Genomic DNA, 13,601 nt, shown 5'->3' with positions numbered 1-13,601 from the left:
AAGTGGCGCATGCGTTGGCACTGCGCGGTGTGGCATTCAGCCGATCTGCTCGAGTTCTTCCTGTGCCGCGAGCCAATCCGCCTCGATGGTTTCGAGCCGCGCGTTGACATCACCCAGCTTGCGGATCGCGTCGGTGAGCTCCACCTTGCGAGCGGCTTCGTAGCTGGCCGGATCGGCGACGAACGCGTCGAGGCGAGCCTTCTCCGTGTGCAGCGCGTCCATTTCCTTTTCCAGCTTCGTGATGCGCGTCTGCAGCGGCCTTTTCAGATGCGACAGCCGCTGCCGCGCTTCGGCCTCCTGGCGCTTCTGATCCTTGCGATTGACGGCCGGGCCGGCGTCCTGCGCCGCGGCGCTGTCGGCTTTCGCGGCGGCGCGCTGCTCGGCCGCGTGCTGCAGCAGCCAGTCGCGGTAGTCGTCGAGATCGCCGTCGAACGGTTGCAGCCGATGCTTTGCGACGAGCATGAACTGGTCGGTCGTTGCGCGCAGCAGGTGCCGGTCGTGCGATACCAGGATCAGCGTGCCATCGAATTGCGCGAGCGCCATCGTCAGCGCGTGGCGGGTTTCGAGATCGAGGTGGTTGGTCGGTTCGTCGAGCAGCAGCAGGTTCGGCTTCTGCCAGATGATCAGCGCGAGCGCGAGGCGAGCCTTCTCGCCGCCCGAGAACGGGCCGACCGGGCTCGTCGCCATGTCGCCCGAGAAATTGAAGCCGCCGAGGAAGTCGCGCAGTTCCTGTTCACGGGTGTCGGGCGCGAGCCGCGCGAGGTGCGCGAGCGGCGAATCGTCCTCGCGCAGCGTCTCGAGCTGGTGCTGCGCGAAATAGCCGATCGTCAGGCCCTTGCCTTCGCGTACGTGCCCGGACAGCGGTTCGAGCGTTGCTGCGAGCGTCTTGATCAGCGTCGACTTGCCCTGGCCGTTCGCGCCGAGCAGGCCGATGCGCTGGCCGTTCTGGATCGACAGCGACACGCGCTCGACGATCGGGATCTCGCCGCCGTCGTCGGCGTGATAGCCGCAGCGGACGTCTTCCATCACCATCATCGGGTTCGGCGCCGCGTCCGGCGTGCGGAATTCGAACGTGAACGGCGACGCGACGTGCGCCGGCGCGATCAGCTCCATCTTCTCGAGCGCCTTCATCCGGCTCTGCGCCTGCCGGGCCTTGGTGGCCTTGGCCTTGAAGCGGTCGATGAAGCTCTGCAGATGGGCGACCGTCTTCTGCTGCTTCTCGTATGCGCTCTGCTGCAGTGCGAGCTGCTGCGCGCGCAGCACTTCGAACTGCGAGTAGTTGCCGCCGTAGCGCTTTACCTGGCGGTTTTCGAGATGCAGCGTGACGTTGCAGATCGAATCGAGGAATTCGCGGTCGTGCGAGATCACGACGAGCGTGCCGGGATAGCGGTGCAGCCAGTCTTCGAGCCAGACGATCGCGTCGAGGTCGAGGTGGTTGGTCGGTTCGTCGAGCAGCAGCAGGTCGGAGCGGCACATCAGCGCCTGCGCGAGGTTCAGGCGCATGCGCCAGCCGCCCGAGAAGCTCGAGACCGGCTCGCGCGTCTGCGCGAGCGTGAAGCCGAGGCCGAGCAGCAGCGCCTCGGCGCGCGCCGGGGCGGTGTAGCCGTCGGCATCGGCGAACGCCGCGTGCGCTTCCGCTTCGGCCGAGCCGTCATGCGCGGCGGACGCGGCGGCGATGCGCGCCTCGATCTCACGCAGCGCGGCGTCGCCGTCGAGCGTGTAGTCGAGCGCCGTGCGGTCGACGGCCGGGGTTTCCTGCGACACGTGGGCGATCCGCCACGACGGCGGCATCGAGAAATCGCCGGCGTCGGCGTGCAGCTCGCCGCGCAGGACCGCGAACAGCGTCGACTTGCCGGCGCCGTTCGCGCCGATCAGGCCGGCTTTCTCGCCGGGATTGAGCACGAACGAGGCCGCGTCGAACAGCGGCTTGGTGCCGCGCGCTAGGCTGAACTGATTGAAACGGATCACGGCGGAAATGACTGGCCAAAACCGCTATTCTAGACTGCGCGCCGCACACCGGGCATCGGCCGTCCGGTAGATACCGTTTCGGCGCAGGCAGGCCCTATACTCCGGGTCGATCCGATTGCGAAAGAAGGGGGCACGATGTCCACACTGTATTCATTCAGCGCAGAGACGCTCGCCGGCGCGCCGGCGTCGCTCGACGCGTATCGCGGCAAGGTGCTGCTGATCGTCAATACCGCGAGCGAGTGCGGGTTCACGCCGCAGTATGCGGGCCTGCAGAAGCTGTACGACCAGTACGCGGCGCGCGGCTTCTTCGTGCTCGGCTTCCCGTGCAACCAGTTCGGCAAGCAGGAGCCGGGCGACGCCGCGCAGATCGGCGCATTCTGCGAGCGCAACTACGGCGTGACGTTCCCGATGTTCGCGAAGATCGACGTGAAGGGCGACGGCGCGCATCCGCTGTACCGCTACCTGACCGACGAAGCGCCGGGCATCCTCGGGCTCAAGGCGATCAAATGGAACTTCACGAAGTTTCTGGTCGCGCGCGACGGCCGGATCGTCAAGCGCTACGCACCGGCGACCAAACCCGACGAGATCGCCGCCGACATCGAAAAGCTGCTGTGACGCGGCGTGCGCCGGTGACGCCGCGGCCCGCCTAGAGGATCGGCGCGAACAGCCGCGCGATGTGCATCGCGACCTGCCGCCATGCCGGCGAGCGGCGGTATTCGCTTGCGTCGACCTGGTACGCGAGCGCGAAATCGGCCGTGAGCATCGCCTCGACTTCGTCGGCGAATGCCCGGTCGACGGTCAGCACCATGATCTCGAAGTTGAGGCGGAACGAGCGGTTGTCGAGATTCGCGCTGCCGATCGCGGCAGCGCTGCGGTCGATCAGCACCACCTTCTGGTGCAGGAAGCCCGGCCGGTAGCGGAACACCTTGACGCCGGCATCGGCCAGGTCGCGCGCATAGAGCTTCGACGCCTCGAACACGACATAGTGGTCGCGCCGGCTCGGGATCAGGATGCGCACGTCGACCCCGCGCATCACCGCGAGCTTGAGCGCGGCGATCACGGCTTCGTCGGGCACGAGATACGGCGTGGTGATCCAGATCCGCTCGCGCGCCGCATTGATCGTCTCGACGAAGAACAGCGAGCCGGTTTCCTGCTTGTCGGCCGGCCCCATCGGCACCGCGAGGCAGTGCATGTCGGCGTCGGGCAGCGCGGCGGGCGGCGGCGCGAGCGGCGGCAGCTTCTGCGTCGCCCAGTGCCAGTCTTCCGCGAACACGTACTGGATGCTCGCGACGGCCGGGCCGCACACCTCGATGTGCGTGTCGCGCCACGGCGACAGCCGCGGCTTCGCGCCGAGGTATTCGACGCCGACGTTGTGTCCGCCGACGAACGCGCGATGGCCGTCGACTACGACGATCTTGCGGTGGTTGCGGAAATTGAGCTGGAAGCGGTTCACGAACTGGCGCTTGGTCGCGAACGGATGGACTTCGACGCCGCCGGCGCGCAGGTCGTCGACGAAGCTGTGCGGCAGGTCGAAGCTGCCGATGCTGTCGTACAGCACGTAGCAGCGCACGCCCGCGGCCGCGCGCGCGATCAGCGTGTCGCGCAGCATCTGGCCGAGCGCGTCGTCGTGGATGATGAAGAACTGGACGATCACGTAATCGCGCGCCGCGTCGATCGCCGACAGGATCGCCGCGAACGTCGCCTCGCCGTTGACGAGTGTGCGCACCGCGTTGCCGGCGAGGAACGGCATGCCGCCGAGGCGGGTGAGCGCGAGCACCGCGGAGCGTCCGAGCGCGTCCGCGGGCGGGCCCTCGGTCGAATCGCTGTCGTGCCACGGCACGGGGGGCGTATGCGTGCGCAGCGCCGCGGTCTCGTGGCGCCGCGCGTCGACGTAGCCGGAGAACTTGCTGCGTCCGAGGAACAGATACGGGATCAGCGTCAGGTAGGGCATCGCCGCGAGCGACACCGCCCATGCGATCGCGCCTTGCGACGTGCGGGTGTTCAGGATCGCATGGCCTGCCGCAACGACGCCGAGCACGTGGATGGCAAGGATGAGGGTGCCAAGGTGTAGCCAGTCGAGGGTCATGGGCGCGTGACGGACTCCTGAAGTCGCGCGGCGCGGCGGCCGCATTACGCGCATCTTACCGAACCGCGCGGCGCAGCGGGGCGCCGCCCGGTTCGGGCTGGCAAGGTCGTCAGGCTTTTTTCGGGAGGTCCGACGCCTGGATCAGGAACACGCTGTCGTCGCCGGCGCTGGTCGGCAGCCACGTCAGTTCGAGGCCGCCGAACGCCGCCTCGACATGCTCGCGCTCGTTGCCGATCTCGACGACGAGCACACCGTCGTCGTGCAGCCAGTTGCGCGCCTCGCCGATGATGCGGCGGACGATGTCCATGCCGTCCTCGCCGCCCGCGAGCGCCATCTCGGGCTCGTGCCGGTATTCCGGCGGCAGCGCGGCCATCGACGCGGCGTTCACGTACGGCGGGTTCGTCAGGATCACGTCGTAGCGTGCGCCCGGGTCGGTCGAGCGGAACGCCGGCAGCGGCGCGTAGAGGTCGCCGCGGTGCAGCGCGATGCGGTCCTCGAGGCCGTAGTCGCGCACGTTGATCTCCGCGACTTCGAGCGCCTTGTCCGACAGGTCGACCGCGTCGATCTCGGCATTCGGGAACGCGCTTGCCGCGAGGATCGCGAGGCAGCCGGAGCCGGTGCACAGCTCGAGCACGGCGCCGACCTGTTCGGGGTCGGCGACGTACGGCTGCAGGCCGTCGTCGAGCAGCTCGCCGATGAACGAGCGCGGCACGATCACGCGCTCGTCGACATAGAAGCGGTGGCCGTGCATCCACGCTTCGTGCGTGAGGTAGGCGGCCGGCACGCGGTCGGTCGCGCGCCGCTCGATCACGGCGAGCACGGCGTCGATTTCATCCGGCAGCAGGCGCGCGTCGAGGAACGGCTCGAGCGTGTCGAGCGGCAGGTCGAGCGTGCGCAGCACGAGGTAGGCCGCTTCGTCGTACGCGTTGTCCGAGCCGTGGCCGAATGCGAGCTTCGCCTTCGAGAAGCGCGTGACCGCGAAGCGCAGAAGGTCGCGGACTGTTGCAAAAGGTGTCGTCATGCGGGGCTCCGTCAGGCGATCAGTTGTTCGAGTACGCGTCGGTACACGTTCTTCAGCGGATCGATGAAGCGGACTTCGATGTGCTCGTCGATCTTGTGGATGCTGCCGTTCGGCGGGCCGAACTCGATCACCTGCGGGCAGATGCGCGCGATGAAGCGGCCGTCCGACGTGCCGCCGGTCGTCGACAGTTCGGTCGTGAGGCCCGTCTCCGCGCGGATCGCGTTCTCCAGCGCGTTCGACAGCTCGCCGCGCGGCGTCAGGAACGGCAGGCCGCTCACCGACCAGTTCAGCGTGTAGTCGAGCCCGTGCTTGTCGAGGATCGCATGCACGCGCGCCTGCAGGCCGTCGACGGTGCTCGCCGTCGAGAAGCGGAAGTTGAACATCAGGTCCGCGTGGCCGGGGATCACGTTGGTCGCCCCGGTGCCCGAGTGCAGGTTCGACACCTGCCAGGTGGTCGGCGGGAAGTATTCGTTGCCTTCGTCCCACTGCTCGGCGGCGAGCTCGGCGAGCGCCGGCGCGAGCAGGTGGATCGGGTTCTTCGCGAGGTGCGGGTACGCGATGTGGCCCTGCACGCCCTTGACGATCAGCGTGCCCGACATCGAGCCGCGGCGGCCGTTCTTGACGACGTCGCCGAGCTCGGCGGTGGACGTCGGCTCGCCGACGATGCAGTAGTCGAGGCGCTCGCCGCGCGCTTCGAGCAGCTCGACGACCTTGACGGTGCCGTCGGTCGCCGGGCCTTCCTCGTCGCTCGTGATCAGCATCGCGATCGAGCCGCGGTGGCCGGGGTGCGCGGCGACGAATTCCTCGGCCGCGACGACGAAGCCGGCGAGCGAGGTCTTCATGTCGGCCGCGCCGCGGCCGTACAGCTTGCCGTCGCGGTGCGCGGGCACGAACGGCGGCGACGTCCACTGCTCGAGCGGGCCGGTCGGCACGACGTCGGTATGGCCGGCGAACGCGAGCAGCTTGCCGTCGCGGCCGTCGGCGCCGCGCTTGACGGCCCACAGGTTGGTCACGCCGTGCGACGCGATGGTCTCGCATTCGAAGCCGAGCGCGGCGAGGCGCTCGGTCATGATCTGCTGGCAGTGCTGGTCGTCGGGCGTGACGGACGCGCGGGCGATCAGCTGTTCGGTAAGGGCTAGGGTGGCGGACATGGTTCGGACCACTTTCGATAAAAAATGCCGGCGCGGTGGCCGGCAGCGATGACTTCGGGCGCCGTGCAGCGCGGGGCGCGCCCTAGGCGGCGAACAGCGCCGCGTACTGGTCGGCCGCGAAGCCGAGCGATTTCACGCGGCCGTTGACGACGAGCACGGGGCGCTTGATGACCGACGGCTTGTGGATCATCAGCGCGATCGCGCCGGCCTGCGTATCGGCGGCGGCCTTCATGGCGTCGTCCAGGCCGCGCCACGTGGTGCCGCGCTTGTTCACGAGCGCGTCGAGCGACACGTCCTTCAGCCAGTCTTCGACCAGCGGCGCGCTGACGCCGGCCTTCTTGAAGTCGTGAAACTCGAATTCGACGCCGTGATCGTCGAGCCACACGCGGGCCTTCTTCACGGTGTCGCAGTTCGGAATGCCGTACACGACCACGGTGGGCGGCTTCGCCATCAGTCGCCTCGCAGCAGCTCGTTCAGGCCGACCTTCGCGCGGGTCTTCGCGTCGACCTTCTTGACGATCACCGCGCAGTACAGGCTGTGCGAGCCGTCCTTCGACGGCAGGTTGCCCGCGACGACGACCGAGCCGGCCGGGATGCGGCCGTAGCTGATTTCGCCGGTTTCGCGATCGTAGATCTTGGTGCTCTGGCCGAGGTACACGCCCATCGAGATCACCGAATTTTCCTCGACGATCACGCCTTCGACGACTTCCGAGCGCGCGCCGATGAAGCAGTTGTCTTCGATGATGACCGGGTTCGCCTGCAGCGGCTCGAGCACGCCGCCGATGCCGACGCCGCCCGACAGGTGCACGTTCTTGCCGATCTGCGCGCACGAGCCGACCGTGGCCCACGTGTCGACCATCGTGCCTTCGTCGACATACGCGCCGATGTTCGTGTACGACGGCATCAGCACGACGTTCTTCGCGATGAACGAGCCGCGGCGCGCGATGGCCGGCGGCACGACGCGGAAGCCGCCCGCGGCGAAATCTTCGGCCGTGTAGTTCGCGAACTTCGACGGCACCTTGTCGTAGAACTGCGAGTAGCCGCCGGCCGGCATCGGTGCGTTGTCTTCCAGTCGGAACGACAGCAGCACGGCCTTCTTCAGCCACTGGTGCACGGTCCAGTCACCGTCGATCTTCTCGGCGACGCGCAGGGCACCCTTGTCGAGCTGCTCGATCGCGTGCGCGACGGCTTCGCGGACTTCGGCGGGCGCGGCCTTCGGCGACAGCTCGGCGCGGTTTTCCCAGGCGGTATCGATGATTTGCTGAAGTTGTTGCGACATGTTCGTTTTCGCAGGAAAGATGGAATTGATCGGGATGGACGATTACCGCGCGAGGTTGCGGCAGAAATCGACGATGCGTTGCGCGCCCTCGACGCATTCGGGGGTGCCCGCGACGAGCGCGATCCGGATGAAATCGCGGCCCGGGTTGGTGCCGTGCGCGTCGCGCGCCAGGTACGAGCCGGGCAGAACCGTCACATTATAGTCGGCGTACAGGCGGCGGGCGAACTCGGTGTCCGACAGGCCGGTGCGCGCCACGTTGGCCCACAGGTAGAACGCGGCGTCCGGCAGCTTCACGTCGATCACGTCGGCGAGCATCGGCGTCACGGTGTTGAATTTCTGCAGGTACAGCGCGCGGTTCTCGCGCACGTGCGCCTCGTCGTTCCACGCGGCGATGCTCGCGTGCTGCCACACGGGCGACAGCGCCGCGCCGTGGTAGGTGCGGTACAGCAGGAACTGCTTGAGCAGCGCCGCATCGCCTGCGACGAAGCCCGAGCGCATGCCGGGCACGTTCGAGCGCTTCGACAGGCTCGACAGCATCACGAGCCGCTCGAAGCCGCGGCCGAGGCGGTGCGCGGCCTCTAGGCCGCCGAGCGGCGGGTTGGCCTCGTCGAAGTAGATCTCCGAGTAGCATTCGTCGGACGCGATCACGAAGCCGTGGCGGTCCGACAGCGCGAACAGCTCGCGCCAGTCGTCGAGCGTGAGCACCGCGCCGGTCGGATTGCCGGGCGAGCAGACGAACAGCAGCTGGGTGCGCGCCCATACGTCGTCCGGCACGGCTGCGTAGTCGCACGCGTAGTTGCGGGCCGGGTCGCTGTTCGCGAAGTACGGCTCGGCGCCCGCCAGCAGCGCCGCGCCTTCGTAAATTTGATAGAACGGATTCGGACAGAGTACGATCGCCTTCTCGCCGCGGTCGGCGCGGTTCGCGTCGATCACCGTCTGCGCGAGCGAGAACAGCGCCTCGCGCGAACCGGACGCGGGCAGCACCTGCGTGGCCGGATCGATCGCCGGCAGCCCGTAGCGGCGCTCGAGCCAGCGCGCGATCGACGTGCGCAGCGCGTCCGAGCCGGCCGTGGCCGGGTAGGCGGCGAGGCCGTCGAGCGCGGCCACCGCAGCGTCGCGGATCAGCGCCGGGGTCGGGTGCTTGGGCTCGCCGATGCCGAAGCTGATCGGTTTCAGGCCGGCGGCAGGCGTCACGTCCTTGAACAGGGCGCGCAGCTTTTCGAAGGGATAGGGCTGGAGCGAGTCGAGTCGAGGATTCACGGGCGAAGCGGCCATCGCGGCCGGTTGGAGCGAAAGGGGCGGCGGGCGCGCCGCGCGGCGGCGAAGCGCCGCCGCCGGGAGCGGCAACGCGTTTCGCAGCCGACGATTATAGCGTGACGGAATGCGGTCACGGCGGGCCGAAACGCCGGCCGGGCAACGAAAGATAAGGGTGTCGAACACGATGAACAATGCAGTACGCGGCAGCCTGCCGACGCTGGCGATCCTGATCGGCGCATCGGTATGGGGCCTGATCTGGTATCCGCTGCGGATCCTGGCGTCGCTCGGCATGACGGGCACCGCGGCGAGCGCGCTGACGAGCGCCGTCGCGTTCCTGTTCGTGATCGTCGCGCGGCGCAGCACGATCGCGACCCTGCGCTGGCACTGGGTGCTGCCGGGGATCGCGGTAACGGCTGGCGTGACGAACCTCGGCTTCGTCTGGGGCACGATCCACGGCGAGGTGCTGCGCGTGATGCTGCTGTTCTATCTGACCCCGGCGTGGACCGCCGTCTACGCGCACTTCCTGCTGCGCGAGCGCCTCACCTGGGCGGGCGCGGGCCTGGCGGCGCTGTCGATCGGCGGCGCGATGCTGATGCTGTGGTCGCCCCGGCTCGGCGTGCCGCTGCCGGCCAATCCGGCCGAGTGGGCGGGGCTCGCGGCGGGGCTCAGCTTCGCGATGAGCAACGTGCTGGTGATCAAGGCGAGCCGCGAGCTGCCCGACATGCGCGCCGAGATGCGCACGGCGACGCTGTTCGGCGGCGCGGCGGTGTTCGGCGCGATCGCCGCGCTGTTCGAGGGGCTCCCGGCCGTGCCGGCGAGCGGCAGTCTCGGCGTCGTCGCGCTGATCGTCGTCGCGATCGGCGTGACGGTGGCGTCGAACAACCTGCTCGTGCAGTACGGGCTCGCCCGCGTGCCCGCGAACCGCGCGTCGATCATCATGCTGTTCGAGATCGTGATCACCGCGCTGTCCGCGTGGGTGTTCGCGAACGAATTGCCGAGCGCGCGCGAATGGGCGGGCGGCGCGTGCATCGTGCTCGCGACGCTGCTGTCGAGCCGGGTCCATCGCTCGGCGCCGGCACCCGGCAAACCGGGCGACGGTCGGGACGGCGCACGCGCGATGGTATGATGGGTGCCGTTTGCGGGGCCCAACGCTGATGCGCGCGGCCCCGCTTTTGAATTCCGAGGCGCGCCGCGCGCATGGGCCGGCTGGTCCGGCGCGGCGTGTCGTCGTCCGTTTCACCCATTCTTCACATCCGATACCGCCGTGCGTCTGAGCTCGATCAAACTCGCTGGCTTCAAATCCTTCGTCGATCCCACGCATTTCCAGGTTCCGGGCCAGCTCGTCGGCGTCGTGGGCCCGAACGGTTGCGGCAAATCCAACATCATCGATGCCGTGCGCTGGGTGCTCGGCGAGTCGCGCGCCTCCGAGCTGCGCGGCGAATCGATGCAGGACGTGATCTTCAACGGCTCGACCGCCCGCAAGCCCGGCAGCCGGGCGAGCGTCGAACTGATCTTCGACAACTCCGACGGCCGTGCGGCCGGCCAGTGGGGCCAGTACGGCGAGATCGCCGTGAAGCGCGTGCTGACGCGCGACGGCACGTCGAGCTACTACATCAACAACCTGCCGGCGCGCCGCCGCGACATCCAGGACATCTTCCTCGGCACCGGCCTCGGGCCGCGTGCATACGCGATCATCGGGCAGGGCATGATCGCGCGGATCATCGAGGCCAAGCCCGAGGAGCTGCGCGTGTTCCTCGAGGAAGCCGCGGGCGTGTCGAAGTACAAGGAGCGCCGCCGCGAGACCGAGAACCGGCTGCACGACACGCGCGAGAACCTGACCCGCGTCGAGGACATCATCCGCGAGCTGTCGTCGAACCTCGAGAAGCTCGAGGGGCAGGCGGTCGTCGCGACCCGGTACAAGGAACTCGTCGCCGACGGCGAGGAGAAGCAGCGCCTGCTGTGGCTGCTGCGCAAGAACGAGGCCGCCGGCGAGCAGCAGAAGCAGCAGCGCGCGATCGAACAGGCGCAGATCGACCTGGAAGCGCAGACGGCCCGGCTGCGCGAGGTCGAGTCGCAGCTCGAGACGCTGCGCGTCGCGCACTACGCGGCGAGTGACGCGATGCAAGGCGCGCAGGGCTCGCTCTACGAGGCGAACGCCGAGGTCAGCCGGCTGGAAGCCGAGATCAAGTTCATCGTCGAATCGCGCAACCGCGTGCAGGCGCAGATCGCCGCGCTCAACGCGCAGCGCGAGCAGTGGCGCGCGCAGGCCGAGAAGGCGCAGGACGAGCTCGAGGAAGCCGAAGAGGCGCGCGCGATGGCCGACGAGAAGGCCGCGCTCGCCGAGGACGATGCCGCGTCGAAGCACGATGCGCTGCCGGCGCTCGAGGCGAAATGGCGCGACGCGCAGGCGCAGCTCAACGACGAGCGCGCGCGGATTGCGCAAACCGAGCAGTCGCTGAAGCTCGAGGCCGCGCACCAGCGCAACGCCGACCAGCAGCTCCAGCAGCTGCAGCAGCGTCACGAGCGGCTGAAGGCGGAGGCCGGCGGCCTCGACGTGCCGGACGAAGCGCAGCTCGAGGAGCTGCGCATGCAGCTGGCCGAGCAGGAGGAAATCCTCGCCGAGGCGCAGGCGCGCCTCGCGGATGCGCAGGAGACGGTGCCGCGGCTCGACGCCGAGCGCCGCGCCGCGCACGAGCGCGTGCAGGCCGAAAGCGCGCAGATCCACCAGCTCGAGGCGCGCCTCGCGGCGCTCAAGCAGTTGCAGGAGAACGTGCAGACCGAGGGCAAGGTGCAGCCGTGGCTCGACAAGCACGAGCTCGGCGCGCTGCCGCGCCTGTGGAAGAAGCTGCACGTCGAGCCGGGCTGGGAAGCGGCGCTCGAGGCCGTGCTGCGCGAGCGGCTCGCCGCGCTCGAAGTGTCGAATCTCGACTGGGTGAAGGCGTTCGCGACCGATGCGCCGCCCGCGAAGCTCGCTTTCTACGCGCCGCCGGCGGCCGGCGAGCCGCCCGCGGCGGCGGCCGGGCTGCGCCCGGTGCTGTCGCTCGTGCGCATCGACGACGCAGGCATCCGCGCGGTGCTGAACGACTGGCTCGGCAACGTGTACGTCGCGGACGACGTCGCGCAGGCGCTCGCCACCCGCACGCAGCTGCCGGCCGGCGGCGCGTTCGTCGTGAAGGCCGGCCACATCGTCACGCGCGTCGGCGTGCAGCTGTACGCGGCCGATTCGGAGCAGGCCGGGATGCTGGCCCGCCAGCAGGAAATCGAGAACCTGACGCGCCAGGTGCGCGCACAGGCGCTGCTCGCCGACGACGCGCGCACGGCCGCCGTGCGGGCCGAAGCCGCACACACGCAGGCGACGCAGGCGCTCGGCGACGTGCGCGCGCAGGCCGAGCGCGCGACGCAGCGCGTGCATGCGCTGCAGATGGACGTGCTGAAGCTCGCGCAGGCGCACGAGCGCTACACGCAGCGCAGCACGCAGATCCGCGAGGAACTCGAGGAGATCGGCGCGCAGATCGAGGAGCAGCGTGCGCTGCGCGCGGAGTCGGAAGCGAATTTCGAGCGCTTCGACGGCGAGCTCGCCGAGTTGCAGGCGCGCTTCGAGGACAACCAGCTGGCGTTCGAGGCGCTCGACGAGTCGCTGTCGCAGGCGCGCCAGGAAGCGCGCGACCTGGAGCGCGGCGCGAACGACGCGCGCTTCGCCGCGCGCAATGCGGCGACCCGGATCGACGAGCTCAAGCGCAGCATCCAGGTCGCGCACGAGCAGAGCGAGCGCGTCGCCGCATCGCTGGAGGACGCGCGCGCCGAGCTCGAGACGATCAACGAGCAGACCGCGCACACGGGTTTGCAGGACGCGCTCGAGATCCGCGCGGTGAAGGAAGAGGCGCTGCAGGCCGCGCGCATCGAGCTCGACGACCTGACGTCGAAGCTGCGCGCGTCGGACGAGCAGCGCCTGGTGGCCGAGCGATCGCTGCAGCCGCTGCGCGACCGCATCACCGAGTTGCAGCTCAAGGAGCAGGCCGCGCGCCTGTCGGTCGAGCAGTTCGCCGAGCAGCTCGCGACGGCCGAGGTCGACGAGGCCGCGCTGCGCGAGAAGCTGACGCCGGACCTGAAGCCGTCGTACCTGCAGGGCGAGGTCACGCGGATCAACAATGCGATCAATGCGCTCGGCCCCGTGAACATGGCGGCGCTCGACGAGCTGAAGGCCGCGAGCGAGCGCAAGGTGTTCCTCGACGCGCAATCGGCCGACCTGACCGACGCGATCACGACGCTCGAGGACGCGATCCACAAGATCGACCAGGAAACCCGCACGCTGCTGCAGGGAACCTTCGACGAGGTCAACCGTCACTTCAGCGACCTGTTCCCGCGCCTGTTCGGCGGCGGCCAGGCGAAGCTGATCATGACGGGCGACGAGATTCTCGACGCCGGCGTGCAGGTGATGGCGCAGCCGCCCGGCAAGAAGAACGCGACGATCCATCTGCTGTCCGGCGGCGAGAAGGCGCTGACCGCGACCGCGCTGGTGTTCGCGATGTTCCAGCTGAACCCGGCGCCGTTCTGCCTGCTGGACGAGGTCGACGCGCCGCTCGACGACGCGAACACCGAGCGTTTCGCGAATCTCGTGCGCGCGATGTCGGACAAGACGCAGTTCCTGTTCATCTCGCACAACAAGATCGCGATGGAGATGGCGCAGCAGCTGATCGGCGTGACGATGCAGGAGCAGGGCGTGTCGCGGATCGTCGCGGTGGACATGGAAACCGCCGCGGGTTTTGCCCAGAATTGACGTTTGAAGAAACCGGACCGCGTTCGCGCGGCGCATGGGCGCCCGTTCGCGGTTCCGACGAAA

The 13,601-nt window shown here is 68.9% G+C and carries 10 protein-coding genes; 3 read left to right on the top strand and 7 right to left on the bottom strand.

Going from position 1 to position 13,601, the window contains the following annotated elements:
• Nucleotides 1-36: 36 nt before the first annotated feature.
• Nucleotides 37-1,968, bottom strand: a complete 1,932-nt coding sequence (locus tag HWY45_RS24415; RefSeq protein ID WP_059885187.1) for an ATP-binding cassette domain-containing protein — start codon at nucleotides 1,966-1,968, stop codon at nucleotides 37-39.
• Between the two features lie 135 nt (nucleotides 1,969-2,103).
• On the opposite strand from HWY45_RS24415, the gene HWY45_RS24410 reads away from it, so the two are divergent.
• Nucleotides 2,104-2,583 (top strand): glutathione peroxidase, encoded by a 480-nt coding sequence (locus tag HWY45_RS24410; protein WP_059885184.1) that lies wholly within the window; start codon nucleotides 2,104-2,106, stop codon nucleotides 2,581-2,583.
• A 31-nt stretch (nucleotides 2,584-2,614) separates the two neighbouring features.
• On the opposite strand, the gene cls is transcribed toward HWY45_RS24410, so the two are convergent.
• The 6 genes from cls to dapC all read right to left on the bottom strand — a co-directional run bounded on the left by cls (nucleotide 2,615) and on the right by dapC (nucleotide 8,779).
• Nucleotides 2,615-4,054, bottom strand: coding sequence for a cardiolipin synthase (gene cls, locus HWY45_RS24405; protein WP_059885182.1), 1,440 nt, complete (start codon nucleotides 4,052-4,054; stop codon nucleotides 2,615-2,617).
• Nucleotides 4,055-4,163: 109 nt separating this feature from the next.
• Nucleotides 4,164-5,075, bottom strand: a complete 912-nt coding sequence (gene prmB / locus HWY45_RS24400) for a 50S ribosomal protein L3 N(5)-glutamine methyltransferase (protein WP_059885179.1) — start codon at nucleotides 5,073-5,075, stop codon at nucleotides 4,164-4,166.
• A gap of 11 nt (nucleotides 5,076-5,086) precedes the next feature.
• Nucleotides 5,087-6,226 (bottom strand): succinyl-diaminopimelate desuccinylase, encoded by a 1,140-nt coding sequence (dapE, locus tag HWY45_RS24395; RefSeq protein WP_059809618.1) that lies wholly within the window; start codon nucleotides 6,224-6,226, stop codon nucleotides 5,087-5,089.
• Nucleotides 6,227-6,308: 82 nt separating this feature from the next.
• Nucleotides 6,309-6,677, bottom strand: a complete 369-nt coding sequence (locus HWY45_RS24390; RefSeq protein WP_017331714.1) for an ArsC family reductase — start codon at nucleotides 6,675-6,677, stop codon at nucleotides 6,309-6,311.
• A complete protein-coding gene (dapD, locus tag HWY45_RS24385) occupies nucleotides 6,677-7,504 on the bottom strand; it encodes a 2,3,4,5-tetrahydropyridine-2,6-dicarboxylate N-succinyltransferase (protein WP_059563479.1) in 828 nt (275 codons plus the stop codon). The genes HWY45_RS24390 and dapD overlap by 1 nt, the downstream gene beginning before the upstream one ends.
• A 42-nt stretch (nucleotides 7,505-7,546) precedes the next feature.
• The gene (gene dapC, locus HWY45_RS24380) at nucleotides 7,547-8,779 is read right to left on the bottom strand and encodes a succinyldiaminopimelate transaminase (protein ID WP_059809616.1); all 1,233 of its coding nucleotides are present in this window, start codon (nucleotides 8,777-8,779) and stop codon (nucleotides 7,547-7,549) included.
• A gap of 166 nt (nucleotides 8,780-8,945) precedes the next feature.
• Here dapC and HWY45_RS24375 point away from each other — a divergent pair, with 166 nt between their 5' ends.
• Complete coding sequence (locus tag HWY45_RS24375; RefSeq protein WP_059809614.1) at nucleotides 8,946-9,887, top strand: DMT family transporter; 942 nt, start codon at nucleotides 8,946-8,948, stop codon at nucleotides 9,885-9,887.
• Nucleotides 9,888-10,025: 138 nt separating this feature from the next.
• Nucleotides 10,026-13,538 carry a chromosome segregation protein SMC gene (smc, locus tag HWY45_RS24370; RefSeq protein ID WP_059563476.1) on the top strand — a complete coding sequence of 1,171 codons (3,513 nt, stop codon included), beginning with the start codon at nucleotides 10,026-10,028 and terminating at the stop codon, nucleotides 13,536-13,538.
• Nucleotides 13,539-13,601: the final 63 nt, after the last annotated feature.

It is taken from the genome of Burkholderia stagnalis (genome assembly GCF_902830275.1).
Taxonomy (GTDB): domain Bacteria; phylum Pseudomonadota; class Gammaproteobacteria; order Burkholderiales; family Burkholderiaceae; genus Burkholderia; species Burkholderia stagnalis.
The sequence above is the reverse complement of the archived record's forward strand: the minus strand, read 5'-3'. Positions and strand labels throughout refer to the sequence as shown.

Bases quoted from the DNA above. Each gene is read 5' to 3' on its own strand.
- cls (WP_059885182.1), bottom strand. From the start codon at position 4,054: ATGACCCTCGACTGGCTACACCTTGGCACCCTCATCCTTGCCATCCAC.
- dapE (WP_059809618.1), bottom strand. From the start codon at position 6,226: ATGTCCGCCACCCTAGCCCTTACCGAACAGCTGATCGCCCGCGCGTCC.
- prmB (WP_059885179.1), bottom strand. From the start codon at position 5,075: ATGACGACACCTTTTGCAACAGTCCGCGACCTTCTGCGCTTCGCGGTC.
- dapD (WP_059563479.1), bottom strand. From the start codon at position 7,504: ATGTCGCAACAACTTCAGCAAATCATCGATACCGCCTGGGAAAACCGC.
- HWY45_RS24390 (WP_017331714.1), bottom strand. From the start codon at position 6,677: ATGGCGAAGCCGCCCACCGTGGTCGTGTACGGCATTCCGAACTGCGAC.
- HWY45_RS24410 (WP_059885184.1), top strand. From the start codon at position 2,104: ATGTCCACACTGTATTCATTCAGCGCAGAGACGCTCGCCGGCGCGCCG.
- HWY45_RS24375 (WP_059809614.1), top strand. From the start codon at position 8,946: ATGAACAATGCAGTACGCGGCAGCCTGCCGACGCTGGCGATCCTGATC.
- dapC (WP_059809616.1), bottom strand. From the start codon at position 8,779: ATGGCCGCTTCGCCCGTGAATCCTCGACTCGACTCGCTCCAGCCCTAT.